The organism is Muricoccus roseus, from assembly GCF_900141905.1.
Lineage (GTDB): Bacteria > Pseudomonadota > Alphaproteobacteria > Acetobacterales > Acetobacteraceae > Roseomonas > Roseomonas rosea.
Window position 1 is genome coordinate 1 of record NZ_FQZF01000005.1, and the last position, 19,921, is coordinate 19,921.

Annotated in this window: 19 protein-coding genes and 1 pseudogene; 1 reads left to right on the forward strand and 19 read right to left on the reverse strand. The window is 71.8% G+C overall.

Annotated features, from left to right (window positions below; all coding sequences use genetic code 11):
- The 19 genes and pseudogenes from BUB97_RS05000 to BUB97_RS05090 all read right to left on the reverse strand — a co-directional run.
- The coding region (locus tag BUB97_RS05000) for a HAMP domain-containing protein (RefSeq protein ID WP_139281297.1) at window positions 1–1,301 on the reverse strand (1,301 nt) is incomplete at its 3' end.
- 79 nt (window positions 1,302–1,380) lie between these two features.
- A complete protein-coding gene (locus BUB97_RS05005; protein WP_073132257.1) occupies window positions 1,381–2,250 on the reverse strand; it encodes a DUF697 domain-containing protein in 870 nt (289 codons plus the stop codon).
- Window positions 2,251–2,283: 33 nt separating this feature from the next.
- Complete coding sequence (locus BUB97_RS05010; protein ID WP_073132259.1) at window positions 2,284–3,681, reverse strand: YcjX family protein; 1,398 nt, start codon at window positions 3,679–3,681, stop codon at window positions 2,284–2,286.
- A 4-nt stretch (window positions 3,682–3,685) separates the two neighbouring features.
- Entirely contained in the window at window positions 3,686–4,090 is a 405-nt protein-coding gene (gloA, locus tag BUB97_RS05015) for a lactoylglutathione lyase (protein ID WP_073132261.1), read from the reverse strand.
- Complete coding sequence (locus BUB97_RS05020) at window positions 4,087–4,947, reverse strand: LpxI family protein (protein ID WP_073132263.1); 861 nt, start codon at window positions 4,945–4,947, stop codon at window positions 4,087–4,089. The genes gloA and BUB97_RS05020 overlap by 4 nt, the downstream gene beginning before the upstream one ends.
- Before the next feature lie 40 nt (window positions 4,948–4,987).
- Window positions 4,988–5,815, reverse strand: coding sequence for an acyl-ACP--UDP-N-acetylglucosamine O-acyltransferase (gene lpxA, locus BUB97_RS05025; RefSeq protein ID WP_073132265.1), 828 nt, complete (start codon window positions 5,813–5,815; stop codon window positions 4,988–4,990).
- Entirely contained in the window at window positions 5,812–6,306 is a 495-nt protein-coding gene (fabZ, locus tag BUB97_RS05030; protein WP_073132267.1) for a 3-hydroxyacyl-ACP dehydratase FabZ, read from the reverse strand. The genes lpxA and fabZ overlap by 4 nt, the downstream gene beginning before the upstream one ends.
- 2 nt (window positions 6,307–6,308) lie before the next feature.
- Window positions 6,309–7,364 (reverse strand): UDP-3-O-(3-hydroxymyristoyl)glucosamine N-acyltransferase, encoded by a 1,056-nt coding sequence (gene lpxD, locus BUB97_RS05035; protein ID WP_073132269.1) that lies wholly within the window; start codon window positions 7,362–7,364, stop codon window positions 6,309–6,311.
- Between the two features lie 4 nt (window positions 7,365–7,368).
- A complete protein-coding gene (locus tag BUB97_RS05040; protein ID WP_073132270.1) occupies window positions 7,369–8,160 on the reverse strand; it encodes an OmpH/Skp family outer membrane protein in 792 nt (263 codons plus the stop codon).
- A gap of 23 nt (window positions 8,161–8,183) precedes the next feature.
- Complete coding sequence (gene bamA / locus BUB97_RS05045; protein ID WP_073132273.1) at window positions 8,184–10,538, reverse strand: outer membrane protein assembly factor BamA; 2,355 nt, start codon at window positions 10,536–10,538, stop codon at window positions 8,184–8,186.
- A gap of 125 nt (window positions 10,539–10,663) precedes the next feature.
- Window positions 10,664–11,791 (reverse strand): RIP metalloprotease RseP, encoded by a 1,128-nt coding sequence (gene rseP / locus BUB97_RS05050; protein ID WP_073132276.1) that lies wholly within the window; start codon window positions 11,789–11,791, stop codon window positions 10,664–10,666.
- Between the two features lie 30 nt (window positions 11,792–11,821).
- Window positions 11,822–12,991: a 1-deoxy-D-xylulose-5-phosphate reductoisomerase gene (gene dxr / locus BUB97_RS05055; RefSeq protein ID WP_073132278.1), complete on the reverse strand. Its 1,170-nt coding sequence runs from the start codon at window positions 12,989–12,991 to the stop codon at window positions 11,822–11,824.
- Window positions 12,992–13,009: 18 nt separating this feature from the next.
- A complete protein-coding gene (locus tag BUB97_RS05060) occupies window positions 13,010–13,873 on the reverse strand; it encodes a phosphatidate cytidylyltransferase (RefSeq protein WP_073132281.1) in 864 nt (287 codons plus the stop codon).
- A complete protein-coding gene (uppS, locus tag BUB97_RS05065; RefSeq protein ID WP_073132284.1) occupies window positions 13,873–14,622 on the reverse strand; it encodes a polyprenyl diphosphate synthase in 750 nt (249 codons plus the stop codon). The genes BUB97_RS05060 and uppS overlap by 1 nt, the downstream gene beginning before the upstream one ends.
- A gap of 14 nt (window positions 14,623–14,636) precedes the next feature.
- Window positions 14,637–15,209 (reverse strand): ribosome recycling factor, encoded by a 573-nt coding sequence (frr, locus tag BUB97_RS05070; RefSeq protein WP_073132286.1) that lies wholly within the window; start codon window positions 15,207–15,209, stop codon window positions 14,637–14,639.
- Between the two features lie 10 nt (window positions 15,210–15,219).
- A complete protein-coding gene (gene pyrH / locus BUB97_RS05075; protein WP_073132288.1) occupies window positions 15,220–15,939 on the reverse strand; it encodes a UMP kinase in 720 nt (239 codons plus the stop codon).
- Window positions 15,940–16,150: 211 nt separating this feature from the next.
- The gene (tsf, locus tag BUB97_RS05080) at window positions 16,151–17,065 is read right to left on the reverse strand and encodes a translation elongation factor Ts (RefSeq protein WP_073132290.1); all 915 of its coding nucleotides are present in this window, start codon (window positions 17,063–17,065) and stop codon (window positions 16,151–16,153) included.
- Between the two features lie 303 nt (window positions 17,066–17,368).
- Window positions 17,369–18,145, reverse strand: a pseudogene (gene rpsB, locus BUB97_RS05085) (30S ribosomal protein S2); the annotation flags it as partial.
- A gap of 241 nt (window positions 18,146–18,386) precedes the next feature.
- Window positions 18,387–18,941 (reverse strand): hypothetical protein, encoded by a 555-nt coding sequence (locus tag BUB97_RS05090; RefSeq protein WP_073132294.1) that lies wholly within the window; start codon window positions 18,939–18,941, stop codon window positions 18,387–18,389.
- Window positions 18,942–19,105: 164 nt separating this feature from the next.
- Here BUB97_RS05090 and BUB97_RS05095 point away from each other — a divergent pair, with 164 nt between their 5' ends.
- Window positions 19,106–19,918: an NADPH-dependent oxidoreductase gene (locus BUB97_RS05095; RefSeq protein ID WP_073132296.1), complete on the forward strand. Its 813-nt coding sequence runs from the start codon at window positions 19,106–19,108 to the stop codon at window positions 19,916–19,918.
- Window positions 19,919–19,921: the final 3 nt, after the last annotated feature.

Below are 19,921 nucleotides of genomic sequence, written 5' to 3' on the forward strand. Positions count from 1 at the left end.
GTCGAGGCCGAGGACAGCGTCCGCACCATCTCCCCCGCGCGCTCCTGGAAGCCGCGCACCAGGCCCTCCATCTGCGCCGCCCGCGCCTCACGCGAAGCGCGGGAGGCCTCCGCCTCGGCCTCCAGCCGCCGCTGCGCCACGGAATTCACGCGCAGCACCTCAATGGCGCCCGCCATCTCCCCGACCTCATCCTGGCGACCGCGATGGGGCAGGTCGATCTCGAGATCGCCGGCAGCGATCCGGCCCACCTCGCCGGTCAGCTCCCGCACCGGGCTGACCAGCCGGTGAAGCAGCAGCATGACGCCGGCCGCGGCCAGCAGAAGCGCCAGACCGGCCAGCGCGAGGCTGCCCAGCAGGCGCGTGCGCGCAGCCGCCGCGGCGGCATCGCCCTTCTCCATGGCCGCGTCCAGCGCGGCGTCCCGCAGCGGCAGCACCTGGGTCAGCGCGGGAACGGTCCAGCGCGCGTAGTCCTGGGCGCTGCTCGGCCAGGAGGGCGCTCCGGGCTGCCCGAGGGAGGCGAGGGCCGCGTCGACAAAGGCGCGGTAGCGCGGCTCGCTCCCGCGGACATAATCGGCCTCCATCCTCGCAAGCACGGCCGTCAGCTCCGGATCGTCCTGCGCCCCGGTCAGGCGGCGTGCCGTCTCCAGCGCCATCTCGATCCGGCCGTTCAGGCGAAGGGCGTTGGCGATGCTCGCCACGGTGACGGGCTGCCCGCCCATCCAGGCGTTGATGACCAGGCTTCGCACGCCGAGCTCGTTGCGCAGCGTCATCGCCCCACGCGCGATCTCGGTCAGCAGCGCCACCGCCGGGGCCGCGAGGCCGATCCGCTGCTCGGCGCTGCGCGCCACGCCTTCGAGCCCGTCGAGCACCTCCGCCCGGCCCGCGATCAGGTCGGAGACGAGGCGCGGGTCCCCCTCGCGCCCGTTGCGGGCGAGAAGATCGGAGACGCGGCTGCGCAGGAGATTGAACTTGCGCGTGGATTCGTCGATCGGGCGCGGATCCAGCCCTTCCGCCACCACATCCCGCCGCGCGGCTTCCAGCAGGGCGTCGCTGGCACGGCGGCTCGCCTGCAACTCCGCCGGATCAGCCGCGCCGGTGCGTGCGGCGGCGCTGAGCTGACCGCTCTCGACCGCGATGGCCGTCATGCCACGCATCGTCCCGTTCAGCACACGCGTGGCATAGGTCGCGCGCTCCGCGCGCTCCCAGTTGCTCCAGGCCAGCCAGGAGTTCCAGCCGAGCCCGGCGAGGCCGGGCAAGGCCACGGCGGTGATACCCGCGAGCAAAAGGGTCCGGATGCGCATCGCCACTCCTCCGAATGCGCGCGGATCATCCTTCGTTCGGGTTAGGCCGCCGTAAACACGGGGCGCCGAAGCGCCGGTTTTAGCCCCGCGGCAGGATTCGGCAGGCCGCGGCCGTGGCGCGGGCCAGGGTGATCAGGCGCCGCGCGGCAACCGCCCCGGTCGCTGCCTCGCCCACTACATGGCCGACCAGCGGGTTGGTGACGATGGCGCGCACCGCCGCGTCCGTTGCCACCTCGGTGGCGGCGACGGTGGCCGCATCGAAGGCCGCGCGGCGCAGCAGCGATGCGGTGGCGGCGATCCCCGGCCGCATGCCGTGCAGCGCGGCGACCTGCCGCACCAGCCGCAATCCGCGCCAGCCCACCACCAGCGCGTCCAGCGCCGGAGAGGGGCTGATGGCGGTGGCCGCGAAGCCTTGCATGGCGGCCAGCCGGCCCAGCGCGCGCGATTCGGCATCTAGCGCGGCCAGCGGGCCGGTTTCGAGCAATCCGCGCAGCGCCGCGAGATCCGGCGCCTCCCGCAGGGCGGGCAGGATGGGGGCGGCGAGCGGGATGGGCGCGGCCCAGGCCAGCACATGCAACTTGGCCGCCGCGAAATCCCCGCGCGCGAAGGCGAGGCGGGCTGCATCCACCTCCCGCAGCATGAACAGCGCGCGGAACTCCCGGATCACGGCCCAGAGGATCGCGCCGAAGCCGCCCAGCGCCACGGCGAGGGTGAGCCAGCCCAGCCAGGCGGCGCGCAGGAACTGCTCGGCCACGTAATTCCCGGCCGCGAGGCCGGAGAAGCCGAGGATCAGCGCCGCCACGCCGATCGCCAGCAGAGACAGCGTCGAAAGCCCCGCCGAAGGCAGGGCCACGGGATCGGTCCCGGCCTCCCAGGCTAGGTCGATGCGGGCGGGGCCGGCCTCCTCCTCCAGGTGGATTCGGGGCGGGCGGGGGGCGGTCTCGCTCATGGCGGGAAGGGATATGGCCCGGGCGATGCCGGATTACAGCGCATCGCCGAGCAGGGTGGAGAGCAGCGCGTCCAGCCCGAGATGCGGAACGCCCCCGCGGCCATCGGGGTCCAGCCCGGGCGGGCGGAAGACCGGCATCTGGAAATAGGGGGCGCTCCAGAAGCTCTCCGGCGGGCGGCGGACGGGGACGAGCCCGGGATCCACCGTGGCCCAACGGCCATTCTCCAGCAGGATACCGCGCACCGCCGGTGCGGGACGGCCGCCATGCAGCGCCGTCGCCTCCTGGGTGCAGCGGATCGCGGCCACGGCATGGACGGACACGGCGGCGCCCGCGATCTCGGCGCGCCGGCGTGGCGCGTCCACCAGGTCGGAGAGGAGCGAGGCGAGGCTGTCGCGGCTCACCTCGGGCACGTGGTCCGCCTTGGCGGCAGCGAAGGCCACCCGGGCGATTCCGGCCCCCGTCAGCAGGTCCAGCCAGCCCCGCCCGTAGCGCAGCGTGGCCGAGATGGCGGCCAGTGCCTCGGCCGTATCCTCGAAGGCCTCCCGCCCGGCATGGAGGGCGCCCAGCACGTCCACCAGCACCACCTGGCGGTCGAAGCGGCGGAAGACGGGATCGAGGAAGCGGTCCCGCTGGTCCCGCAGATAGGCCTCGTGCCGCCGGGCCAGCAGCTCGCCCAACGGCGAGTTCCGCGCCGCAGCCGGCAGGGGGAAGAACCAGAGCAGCGGTGCGTCGCCCGAAGGGCCGGGGTTGAGGAAACGGCCGGGCTGGAGGAAGCGCAGCCCCAGCTCGTCGCGGGCGGTGAGCAGGAAGCGGCGGTAGAGCTGATGGCCCCGGCGGGCCAGGGAATCCTCGGCGGGCGCCGTTGCGGGCAGCGACCGGGCGAAGGCCAGGAACTCGGCTGCCGGGTCCGCCCGCACGCCTGTGGAAATCCGGGCCAGGGTCGCCTCCGACCACTCGGAAAAATCCTGCGCGAACATGGGCAGGTCGAGCAGCCATTCGCCGGGATAGTCGAGCAGGTCGAGCGTCACCTCGCGATCCGGCAGGAGCTGGCCATAGACCCCCCGGCGGCGGAGCGTCAGCGACAGGGAGAGGGTGGAGAGGTCCTCGGTCCGGGCCGGCCATTGGGGCGGGTCCGCCGCCAGCGCGGCCAGATGCGCCTCGGCATCGAAACGCGGCGTTGCCTCCACCCCGGGCGGGATGGCACGCGCGCCCCGCAGCCGGCCGGAGGTCGCCTCCAGGGCGGGCAGGGTGCGCCTCCCCTGCCCTGCCGCCACGAGATTGGCGACGAGGGAGGTGAGGAACACCGTCTTGCCCGCCCGCGAGAGCCCCGTGACGGCGAGCCGCAGGCGCTCCTTCCCCGCAAGGCCGAGCGCCGCCTCCCCCGTGCGGGAGGCGGCGTCGGTGATCAGGCGGATGGGGTCGGGCAGCACGCGGTCAGGCGCGCTGGATCAGCTCGATCTTGTAGCCGTCCGGGTCCTCGACGAAGGCGATGATGGTCGTGCCGTGCTTCACCGGCCCGGCCTCGCGCACCACCTTGCCGCCCTCGGCCCGGATGCGCTCGCAGGCGGCGGCCACATCGGGCACGCCGATGGCGAGATGCCCGAAGGCCCCGCCCATCTCGTACTTCTCGACGCCGTAGTTGTAGGTCAGCTCGATCTCGGCCTCGCCGGCCGCGTTGCCGCCATAGCCGAGGAAGGCAAGGGTGTACTGGCCCGCGGGCACGTCGTTCCGCCGCAGCTCCTTCATGCCGAACATCTTCGTGTAGAAGGCGATGCTGCGCTCCAGGTCCCCGACCCGGATCATGGTGTGGAGGAACTTGCCCTTCGGGGTGTCGCTCATGTCGCGGCTCCTGTGCTTGCCGCCCGCACATGGTCATCCGGGCGGATGGCGAGAAGGAAGAGCCCGGCGGAATCCGCCTGCTCCACCATCCTTTCACGATCGACCAGCAGCGCGCCCTCGGCTTCGAAGGCGATGCCGGCCAGCCCGGCGGCGATGGCGCCCGCGACGGTGCGCGGGCCGAGCGCCGGCAGGTCCAGCTCGCGGTCCTGGCCGGGCTTGACCAGCTTCACCAGCACGCCGCCGGGCCCCTCGCGCCGCAGCTCCCGCGCGCGGGCGAGCATGGCATCCGTGCCCTCGATCGCCTCCACGGCGAGCACCAGCCCCTGCTGCACCACGGCCCCCTGCCCGACATCGGCCGCGCCCAGGGCGCGCACGACCAGGATGCCCCGCCGGATATCGGTGAGCGCCGTGGCGTCCGGCGCGGCCCGCGTCAGCAGCCCCGGCGGGGACTGCGCCTGGTTCAGGAAGCGCGCGGGGCCGATCGGCTCGAAGCCCTCATCCTGCAGCGCCTGGCGGATGGCGCTCAGCAGGCTGTCATCCCCGCCGAAGGCCCGCATGCCGATGCGGGCGATGAGCTTCGCCGCCCCGGCATCGGGGCGCAGCGAGAGGAAGGAGGGGCGCCGGACATCACCGACGAGGACGATCTGCCGCGCGCCGCTGGCCCGCAGCCAGTCCAGCGCCTGGCCCGCGGCGCCCAAGCGGATGGTGAGGGTGCGCTCCCCGGCCCATTCCGCCGGCTTCGCGAAGCCCTCCAGCAGCACGGCCACGAAGGGGCGGCCCATGGCGCGGCAGGCGGCGGCCACGCGCAACGGCATGGCGCCGCCACCGGCGACGATGGCGACGGGTGCCTGGTTCATCGGCTGGGGGTCATCGGCTCAGGGTCGGGGGCGCAGGAAGTCAGGCCGCTTCGGCCTCGGCGGCCTCGTCGGTCTGGCGGCCCGCGCGCATCAGCCCGCGCCGGCTCGATGCCTCGATGAAGGCGAGGATCTCGGCCACCTGGGGCTGGCTGCCCTGGTCCTGCGCCACCAGCGCCATGCGGGCATCGAAGGTGCCGCGGCCGAGGAACAGGCCGCGATAGGCCGCGCGAAGGGCGTTGATCGCCTCCCGCCCGAAGCCCCGGCGCTTGAGGCCGATGAGGTTCAGCCCGATCAGCCGGGCGCGGTTGCCCATGCAGGAGCCGAATGGGATCACGTCCCGCTCCACCCCGCTCATGCCGCCGATCACGGCCTGACGGCCGATGCGGACGGATTGGTGGATCGCCGTGCCGCCGCCGACGAAGACGTTGTCGCCGATATGCACATGCCCGCCGAGCATGACGTTATTGGCGAGGATCACGCGATCCTCGAGCTGGCAGTCATGCCCGACATGGGCGACGCACATGATGAGGCAGTCCGCCCCGACCCGCGTCACGCCCTCACCGCCCACGCTGCCGCGATGCACCGTCGCGTGTTCGCGGATGATGCTGCGCGCGCCGACGATCACGCGGGTGGGCTCGCCCTTGTACTTCAGGTCCTGCGGCGGCAGCCCGACCGAGGCGAAGGGCAGCACCTGGACGCCCTCGGCGAGATCGGTGATGCCGTCGATCACGGCATGGGCGCCGATCTGCACGCCCTCGCCGATCACGACCTGCGGGCCGACCATCGCATAGGGGCCGATGGTGGCCGAGGCCGCGATGGACGCGCCCTCCGCCACGATCGCGGTGGGGTGGATGTTGGTCACGCTCAGCTGTCCAGGATCATCGCGGCATAGCTGGCTTCGGCGACGACCGCGCCATCCACCTTCGCCTCGGCGGAGAACTTCCAGACGTTCCCGCGCCGGCGCTCCTGCTTCACATGCACCCGCATCTGGTCGCCGGGGATCACGGGCTTGCGGAACTTCGCGCTGTCGACGGACATGAAATAGACAAGTTTGCCCCGTGCCTCGGGCCCGAGGGTTTCCACCACCAGCACTCCGGCGGTCTGGGCCATGCTCTCGATGATCATCACGCCCGGGAAGACCGGGTGGCGCGGGAAGTGGCCCTGGAAGACATGCTCGTTGATCGAGATGTTCTTGATACCCACCGCGCTCTCGCCCGGGATGAGATCAACCACCCGGTCCACCAGCAGGAAGGGGAAGCGGTGCGGAATCGCCTCCATGATGCGCGCGATATCGAGCGTGCCGCGGGTCTCGCCCGCGCCCGTTGCGCCTTCCGGTGCCTTGCCGTCGTGATCCGCCATTCTCAATCGCTCGTTTTCTCTTCGGCCGCCCGGTTGGCGGCCTTGGACTGTCCCAGCTTCCGTATCGCCGCGAAGGAGCGCATCGCCTCCCGCACCGGGATGGCCGGGCTGCCCAGCACATCCATGCCGGGCGGCACATCCGCCATCACCCCGGCCTGGGCCCCGATCCGCGCGCCGTCCCCGATCTTCAGATGTCCGCTCATGCCGGCCTGGGCCGCCATGACCACATAGTTGCCCAGCGTGGTGGAGCCGGCGATGCCGGCCTGGGCAACGATGATACAGCCACGCCCCGTCTGCACATTGTGCCCGAGCATGGCCAGGTTATCCAGCCGCGTGCCGGGACCCACCACCGTATCGTTGCCCGAGCCACGGTCGATGCAGGCATTCGCCCCCACCTCCACCCCGTCACCCAGGATCACCCGGCCGAGCTGCGGCACCGTCACATGTTCCCCGCGGCTCGTGGTGGCGAAGCCGAAGCCCTCGCTGCCGATGCGGCAGCCGGGATTCAACGTCACACGGTCCCCGGCGATGCAGTGGGTTACCGTCACATGCGAGAAGATGCGGCATTCCGCGCCGAAGACGCAGTTGCGGCCGATATGGGCGTGCGGCCCGACGATGCAGCGCGCACCAAGCACGGCGCCCGCCTCAATCACCGCATAAGGGCCGATCTCGCAGCCCTCGCCGATCTGAGCGCCCTCCCCCACCACGGCGGTCGGGTGGCGCGCGCCATTGGCCGCCTCGGGCGGGTGCAGCAGCGTGGCCATGCGCGCGAAGGCCAGCACCGGCGCCGGGGAGATGAGGGCGATGGTCCCCTGCGGCACCGCATGGGCGTTCTCCGCCGCGAGCACCACGGCGCCCGCGCGGGTTTCGCGCAGGCCGGGCAGCCAGCGGCGGGCATCGAGGAAGGAGATGTCGTCCGGGCCAGCCGCGTGAAGGGTGGCGACGCCGCTGAAGCGGCGGTCGCCCAGGCCCTCGGGTACCTCGATCCCCGCCGCCTGCGCGAGCTGCGCGAGCGGCAAGGGGCCTGCGGTGGCGTGGAAGCGGGGATCCGCCGCCACGGGCCTAGCGGCGTTGCTGCTGCGCCGGAGCCTGCGCGGGCCGCTGGGCGGCCGGCTGGTTGCCCCCCTGGCCCTGGGCGGCCGGCTGGGCCGGCGCCTGGCCCTCCGGCGGCAGGGTCACGCTCCGCAGCACGCGGTTGATCTGGGCGCTGATCTCATCCGTCAGGTCGAAGGGCGCATCGTTGAAGATGACCAGCGGCCGGGGCAGGACGAGGTTCACGTTGCGGCTGGCCGCCACCTGGCGGATCACCACCGCCATCGCCTGCTCGATCTCCTGCAGCGCGCCCTGGGCCACCTGCTCGATGGCGCGGGAGCGGTCGCGGAAGACGCGCTGGCTGTCCGTGATGCGCTCCTGCAGCTCCCGCTCCTTCTGGCGGAGCTGCTCCGGGTTCATCGTCGCGCGCTGGTTGGCGAGCGCCTGCTGCTCCTCGCGCCAGCGGGTCTGCTCGCGCTGGAGGTCGTCATTCAGCTTCTGCCGGCGCTTCTCGATCTCTTCGCGCACGCCGTTGAAGGCGGTGGAGTTCCGCTGCAGCTCCGGCACGTCCACGATGCCAATCACGGCGGCCGGCGGCGGCTGGCCCGGGGGCAGCGGCGCCGGGTTCGGGCCAGTCGGGCGCTGGGCCTGCTGCGGCGGGCGCTGCGGCTGGGCCGGGCGGGGCTGCGCCTGGGCAGGCCGTGCCTGGCCGCCACCCTGCTGCGGCGGGATGAAGAAGCCGGGGTCGGACTGGGCCAGGGCGGAACCGACCGGCATCAAAAGGGCCGCAAGGGCGGCAAGCGCGGGGCGCGCGGTCATCATGCGAACTCCAGTCTTCTTCGTTCTCAGAACCGCGTGCCGAAGCCGAAGCGGAAGAACTGCGTCTCGTCGTAGGACTTCTTCACCACCGCCTGCGCGAAGTCGAGGTTGATCAGCCCGAAGGGGCTGCGCCAGGACACGCCGACACCGGCGCCCACCCGCGGGGAGGAGTCGTCCACCACGCCCGGACCGGAGGAAGACCCGCTCAGCCCGCCGACATCGACGAAGGCGCGGCCGGTGAGGCCGATCTCGTCAGGGATCGGCAGCGGGAAGCGGAACTCGGTGGTCTGGGTGTAGAGGAACCGGCCACCCAGGCTGTCCCGGCCCTGCCCGGGCGTGAGATCGCGGGGGCCTGCGCCGGCGGTCTCGAAGCCGCGCAGGTTCTCGCCGCCGAGGAAGAAGCGGTCGACGATGCGCTCGTCCTTGCCGCCGAAGGGCTCGAGGTAGCCGACCGAGCCGGTGATCGCGAGGACGTAGTTCGGGTCGCCCAGCATCCGCTCGAAGGGGATGTAGTAGGCACCGTCCACGCGGGTGCGGACATACTGCACGTCACCGCCGAGGCCGGCGAAATCGGTGCCGAGGCGGATCAGGTAGCCGGTGCGCGGATCGAGGCGGCTGTCGCGGCGGTCATAGGTGAGGGTCTGGCCGATCTGCGACAGCAGCGTCTCCCCGCGCTGCTCCTGGATGTAGCGGGAGGCGTTGGGGTCCACATCGAAGATGTTGCGGTTCGAGAGCGTGTAGGCCCAGGACTGCCGCAGATACTCGTTGAACTCGTAGCCCGCCCGCAGCGAGAAGCCGTAGCGGCGCTCGCGATAGCCCGAGTAATCCAGCAGGTCGCGGTTGATGTAGAAGATGTCCGCGCCCACCGCGAGGTTGCGGTCCATGAAGGACGGGTCGGTGACGGAGAGGTCGAGCTGGCTGCGGCGCTGCGCGATCACGCCGTTGATGCGCGCGTCGATGCCGGTACCGAGGAGGTTGCGCTCGCGCAGGCCCAGATCCGCGAGCGCGCCGGCATCGGTGGAATAGCCGCCGCCGATCGAAACCTCGCCCGTCGCGCGCTCGCTGACATTGGCGCCGAGGACGACGCGGTCGGGCGCCGAGCCCGGGGTGGTGGTGATGTTGGCGTCGTTGAAGTAGCCGAGGTCGCGGATGCGCTGGCGGGAGCGCCGCACCAGCGCCGCGTTGAAGGCGTCGCCTTCGGCGATGCGGAACTCGCGGCGGATCACCCGGTCCTGGGTGCGGACATTGCCGGTGATGTCGATGCGCTCGACATAGAGCCGGTTGCCCTCCTTCACCTCGAAGGTGATGTCGACCGTGCCCGCCTCGGTGTTGCGGACGATGCGCGGCGTCACCTCGACGAAGGGCGCGCCGAGCTGGTTGGCGCGGTCCGACATGGTCTCGGAGACGCGCTCAACGGCCTCGCCGTCATACCATTCGCCGGAGGAGATATCGACGCTCGGGCGCAGCTGGTCGGCGGTGACGTTGCGCAGCGCCGAGATCGTCTCGATCTTGCCCAGGCGGTAACGCCGGCCCTCGTTGATCGTGTAGGTCACGAAGAAGCCCGAGCGGTCCGGGGTGAGCTCGGCCGTGCTGCTCGTGATGTTCACATCCGCATAGCCCTGGCGGAGGTAGTAGCGGCGCAGCAGCTCGCGGTCGAAGTTCAGCCGCTCCGGCTCATAGGTGTCGCTGCTGCTGAAGGGTCGGTACCAGGCGGCCTCGCGGGTCGCCACGATCTCCTTCAGCCGGCTGTCCGAGAAGGCGCGGTTGCCGACGAAGTTGATCCGGCTGACCAGCGCGACATCGCCCTCCGTGACCTCGTAGACGACATCCACGCGGTTCTGGTCGAGCTGGATGATCTTCGGTTCGACCGTCGCCGAGAGGCGGCCACGGCGGGCATAGATCTCGAGGAGCCGGGCCCGGTCGGCCTGTGCGGCCTGGCTGGTGAAGACCGAGCGCGAGCGCAGCTGCACCTCGTTGCGCAGCACGTCGTCGCTGAGCTTGCTGTTCCCCTCGAAGGCAACCCGGTTGACGATCGGGTTCTCCTCCACCTGGACGAGGATCCGGTCGCCCTGGCGGCCGACGCGGACATCCTTGAACAGCCCGGTGGCGAAGAGGGTGCGAAGGGACCGGTCCAGCCGGTCCTCCTCGAAGGCATCGCCGGGCTGCAGCAGCATGTAGGAGCGGATGGTCTCCGCCTCGATGCGCTGGTTGCCCTGGATGTCGATGCCCTGGACGGTGCCGGCGGCGGGGCGTGCCGGGGCGGGCCGCTGGGCAGCGGGCCGGCGCGGCTGGGGCTGCGCCTCCGCGACCGGGGCGGCCACGACGGGCACGAGGCAGGTGGCGGCCAGCAGAAGGGCCCGGGAGAAAGGCGAGGCGTGCAAGGCGTGATCCTGTGCCGGCGGTTCCGGTTCGCGGGGGCGCAACCTAGCGGCAAGCACCGTGTGTTGCCACCCCCGCGAAGGTTTCACGCCCAAAGTGCCGGAAGAAGGGGGAAAACGGCCACGGCTCAGCCGAAAAGCCCGTGCATCCAGCGAAACAGGCCGAAGCTGGAGAGGTCGTTCCAGGTCGCGAAGACGAAAAGCGTGGCCAGCACCGCGAGTCCGGCCCGGAACCCGTATTCCACCGCGCGCGGCGGAAGGGGGCGCCCCCGCAGGGCCTCCAACGCGTAGAAGACGAGGTGCCCGCCATCCAGCACGGGGATGGGGAAGAGGTTGATCAGGGCCAGGTTCACAGAGAGCACGGCCATGAAGGTGACGAGATTGGCCAGGCCGAGACTCGCGACCTGTCCGGAAAGCTGGGCGATCCGCAGCGGGCCGCCGATCTCCTCGGCCCCGCGCTGCCCGGTGATCATCTGCCAGATGCCGGATAGGGTCTGGACCGTCACATCGGCCGTGTAGGAGATGCCGCCCCAGACAGCCGAGATCGGGTCGGTCCGCTCATAGGTGGCGGCCCCGCCGCCGACACCGAGCATGCCGACCGGCGCGGCGCCCTCGCCCCGCCCCGGCCGGGCGGCCGGGGTGGCGTTGACGGTCAGCTCCTGCCCCTCGCGCTGCAGGCGGATTCGGATCGGTTGGCTGGCGCGCGGCTGGATATAGGCCTGCACCTGCTCGAAGCGGCTCACCGGCGTGTCGTCCAGCGCCACGATCCGGTCCCCAGGCAGGATGCCGGCCACCTGCGCCGCGCCACCCTCGACCACCGAGGCGACCGTGGTGTTGCCGACCGGGCGTCCGACGGCGATGAACAGGGCGGAGAACAGCACCGCCGCCAGGATGAAATTGGCGATCGGGCCCGCCGCCACCACGATGGCGCGGTCTCCCACGGGCTTGTCGTGGAAGCGCGGGCCACGGGGGTCGTGGCCGGGGGGCGCATCGACCGAATCGGTCACGTCGCCCGGGCCTTCCTGCCCGTAGAGCTTCACATAGCCGCCCAGCGGCAGCCAGCCGATCTGCCAGTCCGTGCCGCGCTTGTCCCGCCAGGCCGCGATCGGGCGGCCGAAGCCGATGGAGAACTTCTCGACGAAGATGCCGCGCCAGCGGGCCGCGCCGTAATGGCCGAGCTCATGGAAAAAGACGAGCACGCCGAGCACGACGACGAAGGCGAGGATGGTGCGGAAGGGGTCGGGGAGGAAGTCCACCTGGTTCTCTCTGGTACGGGGCGGCGCGGTTCAGGCCGCGAGGCCGATCTGGCCGGCGATCCGCCCGGCCTCGGCCCGCGCCTCGGAATCGAGACGGAGAACGGCGTCGAGCGATGGCACGGGCGGATTGCCCAGCCGGTCCATCGTGCCCTCAACCACCCGGGCGATGTCCAGGAAGCCAAGACGCCGGGCCAGGAACCGCTCCACTGCCACCTCATTCGCCGCATTGAGGATGGTGGTGGCCCCCTGCCCCGCCCGCAAGGCCTCCCGCGCCAGGCGCAGGGCGGGGAAGCGCACCGGATCGGGCGCCGAGAAGTCGAGCCGGCCCAGCGCCGCCAGGTCCAGCCGCGGCACCTCGGCATGCATGCGCCGTGGCCAGGCCAGGGCATGGGCGATCGGGGTCCGCATGTCGGGGGTGCCGAGCTGGGCCAGCAGCGAGCCGTCGGCATATTGCACCAGGCCATGCACGGCAGATTGCGGGTGGACCAGGACCTCCAGCCGCTCCTCCGGCACCGGGAAGAGCCGGGCGGCCTCGATCAGCTCCAGCCCCTTGTTGAACATGGTGGCGCTGTCGATGCTGATCTTCGCGCCCATGGACCAAACGGGATGGCGCACCGCCTGCTCCGGCGTCGCGGCGCGCATCTCGGCTTCGCTCGCGGTGCGGAAGGGACCGCCCGAGGCGGTGATGATGATGCGCTCCACCATGGCGGGGTCACGCGCATCGAGGGCCTGGAAGATGGCGTTGTGCTCGGAATCGACGGGCAGCAGCGTGGCCCCGGCGGCCCGGGCCTCCCGCAGCACGATCTCGCCCGCGCAGACCAGGGATTCCTTGTTCGCCAGGGCGAGGGTGCCGCCACGGCGGAGCGCCGCCAGGGTGGGCCCCAGCCCCGCGGCGCCGACGATGGCGGCCATGGTCCAGTCCGCCGGGCGGGCCGCGGCTTCCAGCACCGCCGCCTCTCCGGCCGCGGCCTCGATCCCGCTCCCGGCCAGCGCCTCCCGCAGGGCGGGCAGGCCGGCAGGGTCCGCCAGCACGGCGATCCGCGCGCGCGTGCGGCGGGCGGCATCGGCGAGCCCCGCGGCATCACGCCCGGCGACCAGCGCCTCCACGGCGAACTCGCCCTCGGCCGCCGCCTCCAGCAAGGCGATCGTGCTGCGGCCGACCGAACCGGTGGCGCCAAGGATGGAAATGCTTCGGGTCATGTCAGGGGCACCAGTGGGTCAGCGCCACAGGGCGCCGCCATAGCCAATGAGCAGCGCCAGGATCATCGCGGCCGGCGCCGCGGCTAGAAGCCCGTCCAGCCGGTCCAGCAGCCCACCATGGCCGGGGATGAGGCTGGAGGTGTCCTTCACCTTGAAGTGCCGCTTGATGGCGGATTCCAGCAGGTCGCCCGCCTGGGTCGCGACCGCCAGCACAGCCGCGGCGGCGGCGGCGCGCCAGGGGTTGCCGGGGGCGAGCTGCAGCGCGGCGAAGCTCCCCACGCCCATGGCAAGCAGCAGCCCGCCCAGCGCGCCGGACCAGGTCTTGGCCGGCGAGACCTGCGGCCAGAGCAGCGGCCCCCCTAGTGCGCGGCCGGCGATATAGGCGCCGATGTCGCTGGCCCAGACGACGAGCAGCAGGAAGAGGAGATTGGCGCGCCCGGCCTCGTTCTCATGCCGCAGCTCGATGAGGCAGAGGAAGCCGATGCCGATATAAAGGACCCCGAGCGCGAGACGGAGCGCCGGCTGCTGCGGCCGGTCCCGCCCGCGCAGGCGTTCCGCCCAGGCCCAGGTGAGCAGGAAGCCGCCGATCAGGAACAGCCAGGCCGCGACAGGGAACTCCGCGACGGCCAGAGCCCCCGCGAGGAAGACCGCGACAGGCACCCCCGCCCCCGGCAGCCGTGCCGTGCGGAGCCCGCAGAGATGCACCCATTCCCAGGTGAGGATCCCGGCGCCCAGCGCCAGCAGCAGCGTATAGGCATTCGCCCCCAGCCAGACGCAGAGCAGCGCGGCCGGACCGAGCACCAGGGCGGAGAGCGCCCGCTTGCGCAGGTCCCGCCAGTTCTTGCCGGGCTTCGGTGCGGGGGCGGCCGCCGCGTCGGCCATCAGCCGGTCCGCGCGCCGAAGCGGCGGTCGCGGCGGTGGAACTCGGCGATGGCCTCGCGCAGATGCTCGGCGCCGTAATCCGGCCAGAGCACGGGCTGGAAGACGAACTCCGCATAGGCGGACTGCCAGAGCAGGAAGTTGGAGAGCCGCTGCTCGCCGGAGGTGCGGATGATCAGGTCGGGATCGGGCATCCCGGCCGTGTCGAGCCCGGCGGAGAGGGCCGCCTCGTCGATGGCGTCCGGGCTGATCTCCCCGGAAGCGGCGCGCCGGGCAAGCTCCCGTGCCGCCTTCGCGATCTCGGCCCGGCCGCCATAGGAAAGGGCGACATTGAGGTTCAGCCGGGTATTACCCGCGGTCTCGGCCTCGGCGCGCTCGATCTCGGCCAGCATGCCCGGCCCGAAGGCGGCCCGGTCGCCGATCACGCGGAGCCGCACCCCCTTCTCGACCAGCTGCCCGACCTCGTGGCGGAGGTAGTGGCGCATGAGCCCGGTGAGGTCGCGCACCTCATCGGCCGGGCGCCGCCAGTTCTCGCTGCTGAAGGCGAAAAGGGTGAGCCAGGACACGCCCTGCTCGCCCGCCGCCTGCACGGCCCGGCGCGTCGCCTCCGCCCCAGCCTTGTGGCCGAGCGCGCGCGGCACGCCGCGGGCCGCGGCCCAGCGTCCGTTTCCATCCATGATGATCCCGACATGGACGGGGGCGGGGGGGATGATACCCCCCGTCTGCGGGACAGGCTGGGTGGCGGCACTCATGGCGGTGGAAGGCCTCAGACGGCCTTGATGTCCTTTTCCTTCTCGGCGAGCGCGACATCGACCTTCTTGACGTATTCGTCGGTCAGCTTCTGCACGTCGTCCGACCAGCGCTTGGCGTCGTCCTTCGAGATCTCGGACTTGGTCTCCCAGCCCTTGATCGTCTCCATCCCGTCCCGGCGCACGCCGCGCACGGCGACCTTCGTCGCCTCGGAATACTTGGCGGCCTGCTTGGCCAGGTCGTTGCGGCGCTCCTGGGTCAGCGGCGGCAGCGGCACGCGGATGACCTGGCCCTCGGCCTGCGGGTTCAGGCCGAGATTGGCGTCCCGGATGGCGACCTCCACCTGCTTGGTGATGGTCCGGTCGAAGACCTGCACGGAGAGCAGCCCGGGCCCGGCGACGGAGATGTTCGCCACCTGGTTCAGCGGCTGGTTGGTGCCATAGGCCTCGACCCGGATCGGCTCCAGCAGCGCAGGGCTGGCTCGGCCGGTGCGGAGGCCGGAGAATTCCTTGCGCAGCGTCTCCAGCGCGCCGTCCATGCGGCGCACGAGGTCCTTGCGGAGATCAGGAAAGTTCGGGGGGGCGGCCATGGCGTGTCCCTCAGCGCTCGTGAACCGTGGTGAACTTGCCCTCGCCCTTCATGACGGCGGTGAAGGCACCCGGCTCGTGGATGTCGAAGACGATGATCGGCAGCTTGTTCTCGCGCGCCAGCGAGATGGCGGCGGCGTCCATCACGGCCAGGTCGCGGGCGAGCATGTCGTGATAGGTCAGCACCTCGTAGCGCTCGGCATCCGGGTCCTTGCGCGGGTCGGCGGTGTAGACGCCATCGACCTGCGTGCCCTTGAGCAACGCATCGCAGCCCATCTCGGCGGCGCGCAGGGCCGCGGCGGTGTCGGTGGTAAAGAAGGGGTTGCCCGTGCCGGCGGCGAAGATCACCACCCGGCCCTTCTCCATATGCCGCTCGGCGCGGCGGCGGATGAAGGGCTCGCAGAGGCTGGCCATGGGGATGGCGGATTGCACGCGCACCGGCACGCCCGCCTTTTCCAGCGCGTTCTGCATGGCCAGGGCGTTGATGACGGTGGCCAGCATGCCCATGCCGTCGGCCTGGGCACGGTCCATCCCGGCCGCGGCGCCGGAGACCCCGCGGAAGATGTTGCCTCCGCCGATCACCAGGCTGACCTGGATGCCGAGGCGGGTCACGGCCGCGATGTCCTCGGCGATGGCGTTCACCGTGGTGCCGTCCAGCCCATAGGAGCTGCCGCCCATCAGGGCCTCCCCGGACACCTTCAGAAGGACGCGCTTGTAGCGGAGGCTGGTCATTCTTTCAGGCGGTCCCGGGGGCTGGCGAGGGTAATCGCGCCCGCCCGCCCCGGCAAGACGCCGAAGCCGGGCTGACGCGGCAAGGATGGCAGTGGAAGCCGCCGGGCGCAGAACGTCCGGCGGCGGGGGCCTGCCCAGGGAAGGGGCGGGCCAGGCAGCGGGCGGGCCAGCGGCCCGCCCCGCGGCGCAGCCGGCGGTGCCGGCGCGCGACTCAGCCGGCAGTGCCGGCGGCGGCGGCCACCTCGGCGGCGAAGTCGGAGGTCTCCTTCTCGATGCCCTCGCCGAGCTGGAAGCGGGCGAAGCCCGTCAGCGTGGCGCCGGACTTCTGGACCACGGCCTTCACGCGGCTCTCGCCGTCATGCACCCAGACCTGCTCCAGCAGCACCACTTCCTCGTAGTACTTGCGGATGCGGCCCTCGACCATCTTCTCGATGACCGCAGGGGGCTTGCCGGAGGCCTGGGCCTGCTCGGTCAGCACCGCGCGCTCACGCTCCAGGGCGGAGTTGTCCACGGCGGAGACGTCCAGCGCCTCCGGGCGGGCGGCGGCCACATGCATGCCGATCTGGCGGCCGAGCGTCAGGATGGCGTCGCCGCCATCGGCGGCCTCGAGGGCGGCCAGCACGCCGATCTTGCCCAGGCCCGGCTTCACGGCCGAGTGGACATAGGTGGCGACGGCGCCCGACCCGACGGAGAGCACCCGGGCGCGGCGGATCGTCATGTTCTCGCCGATCGTGGCGATCAGGCGCGTCAGCTCCTCGGCGACCGTGTGGCCGGCGCCGGGGTACTGGGCGGCCTTGATGGTCTCCACGCTCTCGCCGGCCTCGAGGGCGATCTTTGCGACCGTCTCCACGAAGCCCTGGAACTGCTCGTTGCGGGCGACGAAATCGGTCTCGGCGTTGATCTCGACCATCGAGGCCTTGGTGCCGGCGGAGGCGACGCCGATCAGACCCTCGGCGGCCACGCGGCCGGACTTCTTGGCGGCGGCGGACAGGCCCTTCTTGCGCAGCCAGTCGATCGCGGCCTCCGCGTCGCCATTGCTCTCCACCAGGGCCTTCTTGACGTCCATCATGCCCGCGCCGGTCTTCTCGCGCAGGTCGCGGACCATGGCTGCCGTGATCTCGGCCATCTCTGTCTTCCCGTCTTCTGGCGCGGCGCAACCCGCGAGGGAGCCCCCGCGAGTCCTGCCGCCGCTGTATGCGACACGCCGGGGCAGCGATGCCACCCCGGCGCGTTCAGGTCATTGCGAGCGCGACCGGGTCAGGACCCGGCCGCCGCCCGCAGGCGATCAGCCCGCGCGGTTGCCGTCGTCGCGGTTGTTCTGGACCATCGCCTCGAGGCTCTCCGTGTCCACGCCCGCGGTCGGGCTGGACTGGGCACCCTCGAGCACCGGGCCATCGGCCACCTCGGCGCCGCCGAGCGTCTCCGGGATCGCGCCGGCACCGGGGAGGACGTCCTCCTCCGGCAGGGCGTCCACCGGGAGATCGGCCTGCGCGCCGACATCCATGCCGGAGGCGGAGAGCTCGGCGGAGATGCCGTCGAACACGGCCGCGGCCATCATGTCGCAATACAGGTTGATCGCGCGGATCGCGTCGTCATTGCCCGGGATCGGGAAGGCGACGCCCGAGGGATCGGCGTTGGAGTCGCAGACGGCGACGACGGGGATGCCGAGCTTGTTGGCCTCCTCGATCGCCAGCTTCTCCTTGATCGTGTCGATCACGAAGATGATGTCCGGCAGGCCGCCCATCTCGCGGATGCCGCCGAGGGCGCGGTCGAGCTTCTCCTTCTCGCGCGTCAGCATCAGGACTTCCTTCTTGGTGAGGCCCTGGGTGTTGCCGGCGAGCTGCTCGTCCATCTGCTTCAGGCGCTTGATGGAGCCGGTGATGGTCTTCCAGTTAGTCAGCATGCCGCCGAGCCAGCGGTGGTTGACGTAGTACTGGCCGCAACGGGTCGCGGCCTCGGCCACGTAGTCCGCCGCCGCCTTCTTGGTGCCCACGAAGAGCACGCGGCCGCCGCCGGCCACGATGTCACGGACGGCGCGCAGCGCGCGGTCCATCAGGGGCACAGTCTGCTGCAGGTCCAGGATGTGCACCTGGTTGCGCACGCCGAAGATATACGGCGCCATCTTCGGGTTCCAACGGCGCGTGTGGTGGCCGAAGTGAACGCCGGCCTCGAGCAGGCCGCGCAGGGTAACGTCGGGCATCGCCATGGTGGCGGGTCCTCTCTTCCGATTGATCCGGTTGGGCCTCCGCGGTGCTGAACGCCCCCGGCCTTCCCCAAGGGAAATGCCGTTGGGCGACCGGACCCTGCCGCTTATCTCGGAAGGGCGCGCCGCGTGCGGATTTGCCGGGCGCGGGAAAGCCCCGCGTCCGGCGCGCGCGATATGGCATGCCCCGCCGCCGCGGGCAAGGGTGCGCCGCTCCCGACGCCTCCCCGGCTACCCTCCCCGCCTAGGCGAAGGCGGCCTCCAGCTTGGCCAACGCCCCCGCCTCCGCCTCCGAGGTCCCGCGCAACAGGCCGAGCAGGCCGCCCGCCGCCTCGGCCACCTGGCGGGCGCGGCTCATCACCCTCGGGTGCAAGGCAGCGCGTGCCTCCGGGTCGAGAGCGTGGACATAGGCCGCCCATGCCGCCAACAGCCCCGGCGGAGGCGCGCTGCCCAGCCAGCGCGAGAGGAGTTGCGCGCCCGGACCGTCGTGGCCCAGCCCCGCATCGGCGGCGGCCGACAGGATGGCCGCCCGCTCCTTCTCCCCCATCACGCCATCCGCCCAGGCGACCACGACCAGCGGCACGATTGAGAGGGCGGCCAGGGTGCCGCTTCCGATCCCCAGCGCGACGAGCCGGTCCAGCAGCGCCTCGTCATGCAGGCCGGACGCCTCGGCCAGCTTCTCCTTCTCCGGCCGGTCCCGGTCGGCCGCGTGCAGGCGGCGGATCAGCTCGTCATTGTGGCGCGCGAAGAAGGCCTCCTCCAGGGCGCGCCGGCGTTCATCGAGGAAGTCCCTGCTCATCGCGTCTCTCCCTGACAGCGTCGGGGGCCCGATTCGGCCCCGGAAGCAAAGATGGCGCGGCACCGGCTTGCCGCCAACGAGGGTGCCTGAACGAGCGCACCTGGGCGGGTGGGGGGAAGGATGGCAGTCTCCGCACCCTTCCCGCCAAGAGCAGCCGATCCGAGATGACAAACCCGCCCTCCCCTGCCGCGGCGCGCTACGGCGTGCCGCTTCCGCCCGGCCCGAGCAGCCCGGTGCTGGAGAGCCTGCTCACGCATCGCTCGGTCCGGGCCTTCCTCGACCGGCCGCTCGACCCCGGCACGCTGGAAAGGCTGGTCGCCGCCGCCTCCTCCGCCCCCACCTCCTCCAACCTCCAGGCCTGGAGCGTCGTGGCGGTGGAGGCCCCCGAGCGCCGGGCACGCCTCTCCGTGCTGGCGGGGAACCAGGGCTTCGTCCGGCGCGCGCCACTCTTTCTCTGCTGGATCGCGGATCTGTCGCGGCTCGAGCGCCTCGGCCAGGCCCGTGGCCAACCCCTGGAGGGGCTCACTTATCTCGAAGCCTTCATGGTCGCGCTGGTGGATGCCGCCATCGCTGCGCAGAACGCGCTGGTGGCTGCCGAATCGCTCGGCCTCGGCACCGTCTATGTGGGCGCCTTGCGGAACCGCCCACGCGAGGTCGCGGAGGAACTGAACCTGCCGCCCAACGCCTTCGCCGCCTTCGGCCTGGCCGTGGGCTGGCCGGACCCGGCCGTGCCCAACGCGGTGAAGCCCCGCCTTCCGCAATCCCTAGTCCTGCACCGCGAGACCTATGCTCTGCGCGACGAGGAGTCGGAGATCGCCCACTATGACGAGCGCCTGGCTGATTTTTCCGCCGCGCAGGGCATGGGCCGCACCGACTGGTCCGGCCGCATGCTCAAGCGGGTGGCCGATGCGGCCGCGCTGCATGGGCGCGACACCATGAAGGCCACCCTGCGGGCGCTGGGTTTCGGGCTGAAATAACGG